The organism is Leptothrix sp. (in: b-proteobacteria) (genome assembly GCF_965250675.1).
Classification (GTDB): Bacteria; Pseudomonadota; Gammaproteobacteria; order Burkholderiales; family Burkholderiaceae_C; genus Sphaerotilus.
Genome location: NZ_CBDFPH010000008.1, coordinates 753,127 through 765,973 on the forward strand (window position 1 = coordinate 753,127; position 12,847 = coordinate 765,973).

The following is a 12,847-nucleotide window of genomic DNA, read 5'->3' on the forward strand; positions in this document are numbered from 1 at the left end:
CCGCCTCGCGACGAGACGCAACTTATCAAGATTGAAGGAACGAAAAATGGCAAGCATTCAAGCCACGACTCAAGCGGTCGGCAAGATCGTTCAGTGCATCGGCGCCGTGGTGGACGTGGAGTTTCCGCGTAACCAGCTGCCCAAGGTGTACGACGCGCTGAAGCTCGACGGTTCGACCCTGACGCTCGAAGTCCAGCAGCAGCTGGGCGACGGCGTGGTCCGTACCATTGCGCTGGGTTCCTCCGACGGCCTGCGCCGCGGTCTGGAAGTCCGCAACACCGGCGCGGCCATCACCGTGCCGGTCGGCCCGGCAACGCTCGGTCGCATCATGGACGTGCTCGGCAACCCGATCGACGAACGTGGCCCGGTCAGCATGGAGCACAGCGCCTCCATTCACCGCAAGGCTCCGGCCTATGACGAACTCAGCCCGTCGCAAGACCTGCTCGAGACCGGCATCAAGGTGATCGACCTGGTCTGCCCGTTCGCCAAGGGCGGCAAGGTGGGCCTGTTCGGTGGCGCCGGCGTCGGCAAGACCGTGAACATGATGGAGCTCATCAACAACATCGCCAAGGCTCACTCGGGTCTGTCGGTGTTCGCGGGTGTGGGCGAGCGGACCCGTGAGGGCAACGACTTCTATCACGAGATGGCCGATTCGGGCGTCGTGAACCTCGAGAACCTGGGCGAGTCCAAGGTGTCGATGGTCTACGGCCAGATGAACGAGCCGCCGGGCAACCGTCTGCGCGTCGCGCTGACCGGCCTGACCATTGCCGAGTCGTTCCGCGACGAAGGCCGTGACGTGCTGTTCTTCGTGGACAACATCTACCGCTACACGCTGGCCGGTACCGAAGTGTCCGCACTGCTGGGCCGCATGCCTTCCGCCGTGGGCTATCAGCCGACGCTGGCTGAAGAAATGGGCCGTCTGCAAGAGCGCATCACGTCGACCAAGGTCGGCTCGATCACCTCGATCCAGGCCGTCTACGTCCCTGCGGACGACTTGACCGACCCGTCGCCTGCCACCACCTTCGCCCACTTGGACGCCACGGTCGTGCTGTCGCGTGACATCGCTTCGCTGGGTATCTACCCTGCGGTCGATCCGCTCGATTCGAACAGCCGCCAGGTGGACCCGAACGTCGTCGGTGAAGAGCACTACAACACCACCCGTGCGGTGCAGCAGGTCCTGCAGCGCTACAAGGAACTGCGCGACATCATCGCCATTCTGGGTATGGACGAGCTGGCACCGGAAGACAAGCTGGCCGTGGCTCGCGCCCGGAAGATCCAGCGCTTCCTGTCGCAGCCGTTCCACGTGGCTGAAGTGTTCACCGGCTCGCCGGGCAAGTACGTGCCGCTGAAGGAAACCATCCGTGGTTTCAAGATGATCGTGGCCGGCGAGTGCGATCACCTGCCCGAGCAGGCGTTCTACATGGTCGGCACGATCGACGAAGCCTTCGAGAAGGCGAAGAAGATGCAGTAATCGCGCTGCGCGGCGCATCCTGCATGCGCCGCCTGCTCGGTCACTGAACCTTCTTCCACCCTAAAGAAAGAAAGCTATGGCAACGATCCACGTTGACGTCGTTTCTGCGGAAGAGCTGATCTTCTCGGGCGAGGCCAAGTTCGTCGCGCTGCCGGGTGAGAACGGTGAGCTGGGCATCCTGCCCCGCCACACGCCGCTGATCACCCGCATCCGGCCTGGTGCCGTGCGCATCGAGCGTGCCGACAACGGCGAGGAAGAGTTTGTCTTCGTCGCCGGCGGCATTCTGGAAGTGCAGCCCGGCATGGTCACCGTGCTGGCCGACACCGCCATCCGGGGTCACGACCTCGATGAAGCCAAGGCCACCGAAGCCAAGCGCCTGGCTGAAGAAGCCATGAAGAACGCTTCCAGCGATCTCGATCTGGCCAAGGCCCAGGGCGAGTTTGCTGCGATGGCTGCGCAGATCGCCGCCATCCGCAAGTTCCGCAACAAGTAAAAGACGGGCGCCCTGGCGCCTGCGAGTCGGCCACCCGCTGCCCGACTCCGCCCATCCGGCCTGCAGCTCTCCCCAGAGTTGCGGGCCGTTTTACTTTCAGCTCGCTGCCTAGAATCCGCCCATGAACGCACCGCTGCAAAACGACACCTTCCTGCGCGCCCTGCGCCGCCAGCCCACCGACTACACGCCGGTGTGGCTGATGCGCCAGGCCGGCCGCTACCTGCCCGAGTACTGCGCCACCCGCGCCCGCGCCGGCAGCTTCATGGGCCTGGCGACCAACACCGACTTTGCCACCGAGGTGACGCTGCAGCCGCTGGAGCGCTACCCGCTCGACGCGGCGATCCTGTTCTCCGACATCCTGACCGTGCCCGATGCCATGGGCCTGGGCCTGAGCTTCGCGGTGGGCGAGGGCCCGAAGTTCGCCCACGTCGTGCGCGATGAAGCGGCGGTCGCCCAGCTCGCCGTGCCGGACATGGCCAAGCTGCAATACGTGTTCGACGCGGTCAGCTCGATCCGCAAGGCCCTCAACGGCCGCGTGCCGCTGATCGGCTTCTCGGGCAGCCCGTGGACGCTGGCCTGCTACATGGTCGAGGGCGGCGGCAGCGACGATTACCGCCGCGTCAAGTCGCTGATGTACAGCCGTCCGGACCTGATGCACCGCATCCTGGCGATCAACGCCGATTCGGTGGCCGCCTACCTCAATGCCCAGATCGAAGCTGGCGCCCAGGCCGTGATGCTGTTCGACAGCTGGGGCGGCGTGCTGGCCGATGGCGCCTTCCAGGAGTTCAGCCTGAGCTACACCCGCCGCGTGCTGGCGCAGCTCAAGCGCGAGCACAACGGCGAGCAGATCCCGCGCATCGTCTTCACCAAGGGCGGTGGTCTGTGGCTCGATGAGATTGCTGATCTGGACACTGACGGCGTCGGGCTCGACTGGACCGTCAACCTCGGCCGGGCGCGCGAGCGCGTCGGCCACAAGGTCGCGCTGCAGGGCAACCTCGACCCGAACGTGCTGTTTGCCGGCCCCGAGCAGATTGCCGCCGAAGCGCGCAAGGTGCTCGACAGCTACGGCCCGCACGCCGGCCACGTCTTCAACCTCGGCCATGGCATCAGCCAGTACACGCCGCCCGAAGCCGTGACGGTGCTGGTCGAGACCGTGCACAGCCACTCCCGCACGCTGCGCTGCCAGGCCTGATCGGGCGACGGCCGTGGCGCCTGTCCACGTTCCGGTGCTGGTGGAGTTGCCGCGTCACAGCGGCATGGGGCCGGTGCTCAGCTACCTGGCGCCCGAGCCGCTGGCGGCGGGCCGCCTGGTGCGCGTGCCGCTCGGGCGGCGGGTGGTCAGCGGCATCGTCTGGGATGAGGCCGATGCCAAGGCCGGGGCCGAGGCACCCGCCGAGCCCGACGCCAGCGTCGACCTGCGCCCCATCGAGCAATGCCTGCACGCCTTGCCGCCGCTGTCGGCCCACTGGCGCGCGCTGGTGCGCTTTGCGGCGCTCTACTACCAGCGCAGCGCGGGCGAACTGGCGCTTGCTGCGCTGCCGGCCGACCTGCGTGCGCTGGATGAAGCCGCGCTGGAGCGTCGTCTCAAGCGTCTGCACAAAGGCTTGAAGGCGCTCCAAAGTGCTGCGTCGTCCGCGACGGAGGCTGTGGCCGGGTTGCCCACCCTGAGCGCCGAGCAGGCCCAGGTGCTGTCGGTGCTGGCCGATGGCGCGGCCGTCACCAGCCTGCTGCACGGCAACACCGGCAGCGGCAAGACCGAGGTCTATCTGCGCGTGACGCAAAGCGTGCTCGACGCCGGCCGCCAGGCCCTGGTGCTGGTGCCCGAGATCAACCTCACGCCGCAGCTGGAGGCGCGTTTCCGGGCCCGCTTTCCTGGCCGCCTGATCGTTGCGCTGCACAGCGGGCTGACGCCGGCGCAGCGGCTGCAGAGCTGGCTGGCTGCGCACCTGGGGCTGGCCGATCTGGTGCTGGGCACGCGCATGGCGATCTTTGCCTCGCTGCCGCGGCTCGGGCTGATCGTGGTCGATGAGGAGCACGACCCGTCCTACAAGCAGCAGGAAGGCGCGCGTTATTCGGCCCGCGACCTGGCGGTCTATCGCGGTCGGCTGGAGGCGCTGCCGGTGATCCTGGGCTCGGCCACACCGTCGCTGGAGAGCTGGTACAACGCCGGCGGCGATGCGCCTGCGGGTCAGTCAGCCGGTGCGGCGGCCAGCACGCCGGGCCGCTACCGGCTGCTGAGCATGCCGCAGCGCATCGGCGCGGGCGCCTTGCCGGCGGTGCGGCTGGTCGATCTGGCCGGCTTGAGCCAGCGCTTTGGCAGCAAGTTCATGCACCAGAACCCGCTGGCGCCGGCGCTGGTGCAGGCGTTGAAAGAGCGGCTGGAGCGCGGCGAGCAGAGCCTGATCCTGCTCAACCGCCGTGGTTACGCGCCGGTGTTGCACTGCACCGGCTGCGGCTGGAAGAGCGCCTGCGCGCACTGCAGCGCCTGGCGGGTGTTCCACAAGCTCGACCGCACGCTGCGCTGCCACCACTGCGGCTTCACCGAACGCGTGCCGCGCGCCTGTCCCGATTGCGGCGATCCCGACATCCAGCCGCTGGGGCGTGGCACCGAGCGCCTGGAAGAGCAGCTGACCGAGCTGCTGCCGGGCGCGCGCATCGGCCGCATCGATGCCGACAGCACCCGCGCCAAGGGCAGCCTGGAGAGCCAGCTGGCCAGCGTGCACGCTGGCGAGGTCGATGTGCTGGTCGGCACGCAAATGGTCGCCAAGGGCCACGACTTCCGGCGCATGACGCTGGTGGCGGCGGTCAATGCCGACTCGGCGCTGTTCAGCAGCGATTTCCGCGCGCCCGAGCGGCTGTTCTCGCTGCTGATGCAGGCCGGCGGTCGGGCCGGGCGCGATGCGGCGGTGGCTGCGCGCAGCGAGATGTGGGTGCAGACCTGGCACGTGCAGCACGCGCTCTACGCCGCGCTGCAGCGCCACGACTACGCAGCCTTTGCGCATGACCAGCTCGACGAGCGCCGCAGTGCCCAGCTGCCGCCGTTTGCCGCGCTGGCCCTGGTGCGGGCCGAGGCGCGCACGCAGGCCGCCGCGCTGGCGTTTCTGCAGGCTGCCACCCAGCAGGCCGACGCGCTGCTGGCCGAGGCCGAGCAGCAAGATCCGCCCGTCAGCCTCGACATCACCGCCTACCCGCCCGTGCCGGCCGCGCTGCAGCGCGTGGCCAACGTCGAGCGGGCGCAGTTGCTGCTGGAGTCGTCCTCACGCGCTGTGCTGCAGCGCTTTCTGGCCGCCTGGGTGCCACGCCTGCATGAGTGCAATACCGGCGAGCAGCGCGTGCTGCGCTGGGCGGTGGACGTCGATCCGCTCGCCATCTGATGCCCCGCCACAATCGTGGTCCTGTCCCCTCTGCGCTGTAGCCCCCGCCGACCATGCTTGCTGCCGACTCCGCTCAAGACTCTTCCGCCCCGCCGCTGCGTCTGGCCATCATCGGTGCCGGGCCGGTCGGACTGGTGCTGGCGCTCAACGCCGCGCGGCGCCTGCCGCAGGCGCACATTTGCGTGCATGACGCGCTGCCGGCTGATCGTGACATCAGCACCGATGGCCGCACCCTGGCGCTGTCGCTCGGCAGCGTGCAGGAGTTGCAGCGGCTGGGCGTGTGGCTGGCGGTCGAGCCGCGAGCGCAGGCGATTGCGGCGGTGCATGTCTCGCAGCAGCAGCCGGCGTTGCTGGGGCTGTTCAATCCGTGGCCCGGCTCTCAGGCCACGGCCGAGCCGGAAATCCTGATCCGCGCCGTCGACGAAGGCGTGCCGCAACTCGGCGCGGTGGCCAGCTACGGCGCGCTGGTCGCGCCGCTGCGCGCGGCCTGGCTGGCGGCTTGCGAGCGCGAGCCGCAGCGCCTGCAGTCGCGCTTCGGCGTGCGCGTGGCTGCGCTGCCACAGCGAGTGGGTGGTGTTGCAGGGGGCGTGGCGGTCGAGCTGGAAGGGCAGGACGCCGCCGAAGCTGCCGTGCACGATCTGGCCGTGATTGCCGAAGGCGGTGTCTTTGCCGACCAGTCGCGCAAGGCGGTGCACCACGACTACCGCCAGACCGCCTGGGTCGGCAGCGTGACGCTGGCCGAGGGCGAGCCGGGCATGGCCTACGAACGATTCACGCCGCAGGGCCCGCTCGCGCTGCTGCCGCTGCCGGCGCTGAACGGCCAGCGCCGCGCTGCGCTGGTCTGGTGCGTCAATGCCGATGACGATCCGGTGCCGACCTTGACCGACGTCCAGCGCCTGGCCGTGCTGGCCGATGCGCTGCCGGCTCGCGTCGGGCCGCTGCTGGCGATCAGCCCGCTGAAGTCTTTTGCGCTGGGGCTGAATGCCGAGCGCAGCCTGGTCGCGGGCCGCACGGTGCGCATCGGCAATGCTGCGCAGACGCTGCATCCGGTGGCGGGACAAGGGCTGAACCTGGGGCTGCGCGATGCGCATGAATTGCTGCAGGTGCTCGCATCTGTTCGTACGGCCGACCGCCTGGATGCCGCCCTGTCGCGCGTGGCCTGGCAGCGCGCGCCCGACCGCTGGGCGCTCATCGCCGCGACCGATTTCCTGGCTCGCAGCTTTACCTGGAACCTGCCCGGCCTGAGCACGCTGCGCGGCGCGGGCATCGCCACGCTGCAGCGCTTGCCGGGCATCAAGTCGCTGTTGGCGCGGCAGATGATGTTCGGGCGGCGCTGAAGCCATCAGAAGCCGCCCGTCATTCAGAGCACGCGGTGCTCCAGCGCCGGCAGCTGGGTGCGGATCTGCCGGGCGCGGTCCAGGTCGAGTTCGGCGCAGACCACGCCGTCGCCTTCGGGCAGGTCGGCCAGCAGGCGGCCCCACGGGTCGCACACCAGGCTGTGGCCCCAGGTGCGGCGGCCGTTCTCGTGCCAACCACCTTGCGCGCTGGCCAGCACATGGGACTGGTTTTCGACCGCACGGGCGCGCAGCAGCAGTTCCCAGTGCGCTTCGCCGGTGGCGTGGGTGAAGGCGGCCGGCACCACCAGCAGGTCGCAGGGCGGTGACATCAGCGCGCGGTAGAGCTCGGGAAAGCGCAGGTCATAGCAGATCGACAGGCCCACGCGCAGCGTGGCGCCGCTGCGCAAGGTGGCGTCGAACGCCACCGGCTGCTGGCCGGCCAGCAGGCTCACGGCCTCGTCGTAGCGGTGGTGGCCGTCGTCGAAGCGGAACAGGTGGATCTTGTCGTAGCGCGCCGCCTGCCGGCCGTCCGGCCCGTAGACCAGGCTGCTGTTGTAGACATGCTCGGCGTCGCCTTCGACCTGCAGCGGCAGCGTGCCGGCAATCAGCCAGAGGCCGTGCCTTGCTGCAATTTCGGCCAGCTGCTGCTGCATCGGCCCGTCGCCGGGGCGCTCGGCCAGCGCGATCTTGTCGCGCTCCTTGTGGCCCATCAGGCAGAAGTATTCGGGCAGCGCGACCAGCTCGGCACCTTGCGCGGCGGCCTGGGCGATCAGTTCGGCGGCGCGGCGCAGGTTGCGCTGCGGATCGGCGACCGACACCATCTGGACGGCGGCGATCTTGACGGGGTAACTCATGCGGGGCCTCGACGTGTTGGGGTGGGGCAGAATTCCATCCGGTGGCACCGGACTCTGGCCGGCCCACGATACTAAAACGGGCTCAGACCGCATCATGGGCCCATGAACCCGGATTCCTGCCCATGACCACCGACGCCGCGCCCATCCAAACCTCGGCCGCGCTGGCTCAATACAGCCGCTATGTGCAGCGCGTGCGTCGCGCTCTGGCGGCCGATTTGTCTTGCCTGCCCCCCGGCCCGCCGACCCGCGCCACCATGCAGCAGACCCTGCAATGCCTGCGCGAGCGGGGCCGAGCGCTGCCCTCGGCCCTGCGCGTGCTGCGCCAGCTGGTGATGGAGCGGCTGGCGGTGCTGGATGTGGAAGAACAGGCCTCGGTGGTGGTGGTCACGCAGGCCATGACCGAGCTGGCCGAATTCACGCTCGACGAGGCGCTGGCTGCCACGCGCACCGAACTCGACGAGCGCCACGGCGAGCCGCGCAACGAGGCCGGCGAGCGCATCGATTTCTGGGTGATCGGCATGGGCAAGCTCGGCTCGCGCGAGCTGAACGTGTCGTCCGACATCGATCTGGTCTATGTCTACGAGGAAGAAGGCCAGACCACCGGCCGCGCCGATGGCACCGGCGTGACCAGCGCGCACGAATACTTCGACCGCGTGGCGCGTGGGCTGCGGGCGCTGATCGGCGACATCACCGAAGACGGCTTCGTCTTCCGCATGGACCTGGCGCTGCGCCCCAACGGCAACGCCGGCCCGGCGGTGGTGAGCCTGGCGATGCTGGAAGAGTACTTTTTGGTGCAGGGCCGCGAATGGGAGCGCTTTGCCTGGCTCAAGAGCCGGGTGGTCGCGCCGGCGGAGGCGATCCAATCGGGCCGCGCCAAGGCGCTGGGCGACGTGGTCAGCCCGTTTGTCTACCGGCGCTACCTGGATTACGGCGTGTTCGAGGGCCTGCGCCAGCTGCATCAGAAGATCCGCGACGAGGCCAACCGCCGCGCCGCCGGCCGGCCTGAGCGCGCCAACGACGTGAAGCTCTCGCGCGGCGGCATCCGCGAGATCGAGTTCACCGTGCAGCTGCTGCAGGTGGTGCGCGGCGGCCAGTTCCCGGAGATCCGCACCCGGCCGACGCTCAAGGCGCTGGAGCGGCTGGCGGCGGTCGGCATGATCAAGCCCGAGACCGCCGACAAGCTGGCAGCGGCCTATATCTTTCTGCGCCGGGTCGAGCACCGCATTCAGTACCTGGACGACCAGCAGACCCACCTGCTGCCGACGGCGGACGCCGATCTGCGCTGGATTGCCGCGTCGATGGGCCTGCGCTGCACGGTCGACGCCTGCGAGCTGATCGACCAGTTGTGCGCCCACCGCGAGGTGGTCGCGACCGAATTCGACGCGCTGCTGCACGACGGCCGCAGCGCGCCGCGTCCGGCGGGCAACGGCTGCCGCAGCTGCAACGGCACGACGCTGACGCTCGACAGCCCGGCGCTGACCGAGGGCCTGAGCGCCGCCGCCACCGAGCGCTGGAGCCGCTTCATCGCCCACCCGCGCGTGGCGCTGCTGCGTGACGAGGCGCGCGAGCGGCTGGCGCGATTGTTCGCCCGTGCGCGCCGGTTGACCGAAGAAGACCCCGATATCGGCGAAGAAGGGCTGCTGCGCTTCGTTGACTGGGTCGAGCCGCTGCTGCGCCGCGACAGCTATCTGGCGCTGCTGGCCGAGCGCAGCCAGGTGCTCGGCCAGTTGCTGCGTCTGCTGGGGCTGGCGCGCTGGCCGATGCGCTACCTGATGAAGCACCCCGGCGTGATCGACGACCTGGCCGATCCGCGCCTGGCGCATCAGCGCTTTGACGCTACGGCCTTTCAGCGCGATCTGGAAGACCGCCATCAGGCCTGGCTGCGCTCGGGCGAGGCCGACGAGGAATCGCTGCTCGACACCCTGCGCCGCGCGCATCAGTCCGAGACCTTCCGTACCCTGGTGCGCGACGTGGAGGGCGAGATCAGCGTCGAGCAGGTCGCTGATGATCTGTCGGCGCTGGCTGACGCGACGCTGGAAACCGCGCTGCGCTGGGCCTGGCAGCACCTGCGCAACCGGCACCGGCCCGAGCCGCAGTTCGCGGTCATCGCCTACGGCAAGCTCGGCGGCAAGGAGCTGGGCTACGGCAGCGATCTGGACATCGTCTTCCTGTACGACGACGAGGACGAGCGTGCGCCGGAAATCTACGCCGCGTTTGCGCGCAAGCTGATCACGTGGCTGTCGCTGCACACGGCGGCGGGCTCGCTCTACGAGATTGACACCGCGCTGCGGCCCAACGGCAATTCCGGGTTGCTGGTGACGTCGGTCGCTGCCTTCGACCGCTACCAGCAGGGTCGGGGCAGCAACACCGCCTGGACCTGGGAGCATCAGGCCATCACGCGGGCGCGCTGGTGCGCCGGCCAGCCCGCACTGGCGGCGCGTTTCGAGGCCACGCGGCGTGCGGTGCTGTGCGCCGTGCGCGACCCGCAGGCGCTGCGCGGCGAGATTGCCGGCATGCGCGAGCGCGTGCGCCAGGCGCACCCGACCCGCGCCGGCAAGTTCGAGCTGAAATACAGCGCCGGCGGCATGATGGATGTGGAGTTCGCGGTGCAGCAACTGGTGCTGGCACACAGCGCCGCCTACCCCGAACTGCAGGACGACGCCGGCAACATTGCGCTGCTGCAGCGCGCCGAGGCCGCAGGCTTGCTGCCCGAAGGTGTGGGCCGCGCTGCGGCTGATGCCTACCGGGAGTTCCGCCGCGTCCAGCACCGGGCGCGTCTCAATGAATCGAGCACGGCCTTTGATGCGGCGGAACTGGCCCAGCACGGTGACTTGGCACAGCACCGTGCGGCGGTGCTGGCGCTGTGGGCCTGCGTGTTTGGCGCGTGAACTGGCGCATGAAGCGTGGCTGATCGACGCTGATGAGTACAGGCGCTGCAGCGCCTGCGCTCAGATCTCGACCTTGGCGCCCAATTCGACGATGCGGTTGGACGGCAGGTTGAGGAAGTCCGCCGCCGCCGCCGAATTGCGGTGCATGCTGGCGAAGAGCTTCTCGCGCCACATGGCCATGCCTTCTCCCATGGTCGGGATGACGATGTCGCGCGACAGGAAATAGCTGGTGTCCATCGGGTCGAGCGGCACGCCCCGGCCCTGCAGCAAGTTGAGCGCCTCGGGCACGTCCGGGTCGTTCTTGAAGCCGAAGTTCAGCATGATCTGCCAGCAGTCGTGGCCCAGCGGTTGCATTTCGATGCGCTTGTCGAAGCCCACCCACGGCACGTCGTGATGGTGCACGGTGACAAACAGGTTGTGCTCGTGCAGCACCTTGTTGTGCTTGAGGTTGTGCAGCAGGGCGTTGGGCGTGAGGCCCTGCTCGGAGGACAGGAACACGGCGGTGCCCGAGACGCGCAGCGGCGGGCTGATGAAGACGGCGTCCAGGAAGCTGTTGAGATCGATGGCCTCGTCACGCAGGCGCTCGCTCATGAGCTTGCGGCCCTGCTGCCAGGTCACCATCAGCGTGAACATGCCGATGCCGATCACCAGCGGGAACCAGCCGCCGCCGAACAGCTTGAGCAGGTTGGAGGCGAAGAAGGCCACATCGATGACGAAGAAGAAGCCGGTGGCCGCCAGGCACAGCGACAGCGGGTACTTCCAGCCGTAGCGGATGACGTAGAACGTCATGATGGTGGTGATGGTCATGTCCATCGTCACCGCAATCCCGTAGGCCGAGGCGAGGCTCGACGAGCTCTTGAACAGCGCCACCGCCAGCACGATGAAGACGTACAGCCCCCAGTTGACGAAAGGCACGTAGATCTGGCCGGTGTCGCGCACGGAGGTGTGCTTGATGTGCATGCGCGGCAGGATGCCGAGCTGGATCGCCTGCTTGGTGACCGAGAACGCGGCGGTGATGAGCGCCTGGGAGGCAATCACCGTGGCGGCGGTGGCCAGGCAGATCAGTGGCAGCAGCGCCCATTCCGGTGCCATCTGGTAGAACGGGTTGTCGATGGCCGCCGGGTTGGCGAGCAGCATCGCGCCCTGACCGAAGTAGTTGATCACCAGTGCCGGCATGACCAGGCCGTACCAGGCGATGCGGATCGGCCGCTTGCCGAAGTGCCCCATGTCGGCGTAGAGCGCCTCACCCCCTGTGACGCACAGCACCACGGCACCGAGCGCAATGAAGGCGATCAGCGGCTGGTGGGCAAAGAATTCAAGGGCGTGCACCGGGTTGAGCGCGACCAGGATCGCCGGGTTGTCGATGATGTGCGGCAAGCCGAGGGCAATCAACGCGCCGAACCACACCAGCGTGATCGGCCCGAACGCTTTGCCGATGCCCCCCGTGCCAAAGCGCTGCACGCTGAACAAGCCCGTGAGCACCACCAGCGTGATCGGCAGGATCCAGCTGTGCAGGCCGGGTGAGGCCACCTCAAGGCCTTCGACGGCCGAGAGCACCGAAATCGCCGGTGTGATGACGCCGTCACCGTAGAAGATGGCGGTGCCGAACAGGCCGACCGTCATCAGCGTCTGGCGCAGCGCAGGGCGCTCGCGCACGGCATGCGTGGCCAGCGCGAGCATGGCGATCAGGCCGCCTTCGCCGTTGTTGTCCGCCCGCAGGATCAGCAGCACGTACTTGAGCGAGACGACGATCGTCATCGTCCAGAAAATCAGCGACAGCACGCCGAGGATGTTGTCGGGCGTGGCGGGCACATGGCCGGCGTGAAAGACTTCCTTGAGAGCGTAGAGAGGGCTGGTGCCGATGTCGCCATAGACGACACCCAATGCACCCAGCGTCAGCGCCGCAGTGGCGCCTGGAGTGGTTTTCTTGTGGGATTCAATGCTCACAGCACTGAGCCAGCGCAATGCTGACCGTGGTTGGACCGGCAGCGATTGTGCGCTGGGAATCCGGCTTCAACGACTGCAGGCATGCACGCTGTGGCGCCGTTGATGCAAGTAGGGTGCGGCAGCGGCCTGGAGGCCACTGCGCTGGCTCACCCTGCCAGCAGGGGCAGCAGGTCGCCGGAGCGGTCGAGCGCCATCAAATCGTCGCATCCGCCGACATGGGTGTCGCCGATGAAGATCTGAGGCACGGTACGCCGGCCGGTCAGCGCGATCATCTGGTCGCGCTCGGCCATGTCGAGGTCGATGCGGACTTCTTCGATCTGCTCGACGCCTCGTTGCTTGAGCAGGCTTTTGGCGCGCAGGCAGTAGGGGCAAACCTGCGTGGTGTACATCTTGACGGATTTCATGATCGGGGCGTGGCGCAGAAGTTGTCTGGCGGAATTGGACAAGTCACGTAATTGTCACGGTTGCTGCGTCTGCCTGCTG

The 12,847-nt window shown here is 68.3% G+C and carries 9 protein-coding genes; 6 read left to right on the top strand and 3 right to left on the bottom strand.

Going from position 1 to position 12,847, the window contains the following annotated elements; translation table 11 throughout:
* Nucleotides 1-46 precede the first annotated feature (46 nt).
* The 5 genes from atpD (at nucleotide 47) to AC5IG3_RS12915 (ending at nucleotide 6,675) form a co-directional block, all read left to right on the top strand.
* Nucleotides 47-1,471 (top strand): F0F1 ATP synthase subunit beta, encoded by a 1,425-nt coding sequence (gene atpD / locus AC5IG3_RS12895; protein ID WP_491906685.1) that lies wholly within the window; start codon nucleotides 47-49, stop codon nucleotides 1,469-1,471.
* Nucleotides 1,472-1,547: 76 nt separating this feature from the next.
* Nucleotides 1,548-1,964, top strand: coding sequence for a F0F1 ATP synthase subunit epsilon (locus AC5IG3_RS12900; RefSeq protein ID WP_491906686.1), 417 nt, complete (start codon nucleotides 1,548-1,550; stop codon nucleotides 1,962-1,964).
* A gap of 121 nt (nucleotides 1,965-2,085) precedes the next feature.
* On the top strand, nucleotides 2,086-3,156 hold the full coding sequence (gene hemE, locus AC5IG3_RS12905) for a uroporphyrinogen decarboxylase (protein ID WP_491906687.1): 1,071 nt from the start codon (nucleotides 2,086-2,088) through the stop codon (nucleotides 3,154-3,156).
* Between the two features lie 13 nt (nucleotides 3,157-3,169).
* Nucleotides 3,170-5,338, top strand: coding sequence for a replication restart helicase PriA (gene priA / locus AC5IG3_RS12910; RefSeq protein ID WP_491906688.1), 2,169 nt, complete (start codon nucleotides 3,170-3,172; stop codon nucleotides 5,336-5,338).
* A gap of 53 nt (nucleotides 5,339-5,391) precedes the next feature.
* The gene (locus tag AC5IG3_RS12915) at nucleotides 5,392-6,675 is read left to right on the top strand and encodes an FAD-dependent monooxygenase (protein ID WP_491906689.1); all 1,284 of its coding nucleotides are present in this window, start codon (nucleotides 5,392-5,394) and stop codon (nucleotides 6,673-6,675) included.
* A 23-nt stretch (nucleotides 6,676-6,698) separates the two neighbouring features.
* Here the strand turns inward: AC5IG3_RS12915 and AC5IG3_RS12920 are convergent, their stop codons facing one another.
* A complete protein-coding gene (locus AC5IG3_RS12920; protein ID WP_491906690.1) occupies nucleotides 6,699-7,529 on the bottom strand; it encodes a carbon-nitrogen hydrolase family protein in 831 nt (276 codons plus the stop codon).
* A 122-nt stretch (nucleotides 7,530-7,651) separates the two neighbouring features.
* On the opposite strand from AC5IG3_RS12920, the gene glnE reads away from it, so the two are divergent.
* Nucleotides 7,652-10,417, top strand: coding sequence for a bifunctional [glutamate--ammonia ligase]-adenylyl-L-tyrosine phosphorylase/[glutamate--ammonia-ligase] adenylyltransferase (gene glnE, locus AC5IG3_RS12925; RefSeq protein WP_491906691.1), 2,766 nt, complete (start codon nucleotides 7,652-7,654; stop codon nucleotides 10,415-10,417).
* 60 nt (nucleotides 10,418-10,477) lie between these two features.
* Here the strand turns inward: glnE and AC5IG3_RS12930 are convergent, their stop codons facing one another.
* On the bottom strand, nucleotides 10,478-12,364 hold the full coding sequence (locus AC5IG3_RS12930) for a potassium transporter Kup (RefSeq protein ID WP_491906692.1): 1,887 nt from the start codon (nucleotides 12,362-12,364) through the stop codon (nucleotides 10,478-10,480).
* Between the two features lie 146 nt (nucleotides 12,365-12,510).
* Entirely contained in the window at nucleotides 12,511-12,768 is a 258-nt protein-coding gene (gene grxC / locus AC5IG3_RS12935) for a glutaredoxin 3 (protein WP_491906693.1), read from the bottom strand.
* Nucleotides 12,769-12,847 lie beyond the last annotated feature (79 nt).

Bases quoted from the DNA above. Each gene is read 5' to 3' on its own strand.
- atpD (WP_491906685.1), top strand. From the start codon at position 47: ATGGCAAGCATTCAAGCCACGACTCAAGCGGTCGGCAAGATCGTTCAG.
- AC5IG3_RS12900 (WP_491906686.1), top strand. From the start codon at position 1,548: ATGGCAACGATCCACGTTGACGTCGTTTCTGCGGAAGAGCTGATCTTC.
- hemE (WP_491906687.1), top strand. From the start codon at position 2,086: ATGAACGCACCGCTGCAAAACGACACCTTCCTGCGCGCCCTGCGCCGC.
- AC5IG3_RS12915 (WP_491906689.1), top strand. From the start codon at position 5,392: ATGCTTGCTGCCGACTCCGCTCAAGACTCTTCCGCCCCGCCGCTGCGT.
- AC5IG3_RS12920 (WP_491906690.1), bottom strand. From the start codon at position 7,529: ATGAGTTACCCCGTCAAGATCGCCGCCGTCCAGATGGTGTCGGTCGCC.
- glnE (WP_491906691.1), top strand. From the start codon at position 7,652: ATGACCACCGACGCCGCGCCCATCCAAACCTCGGCCGCGCTGGCTCAA.
- grxC (WP_491906693.1), bottom strand. From the start codon at position 12,768: ATGAAATCCGTCAAGATGTACACCACGCAGGTTTGCCCCTACTGCCTG.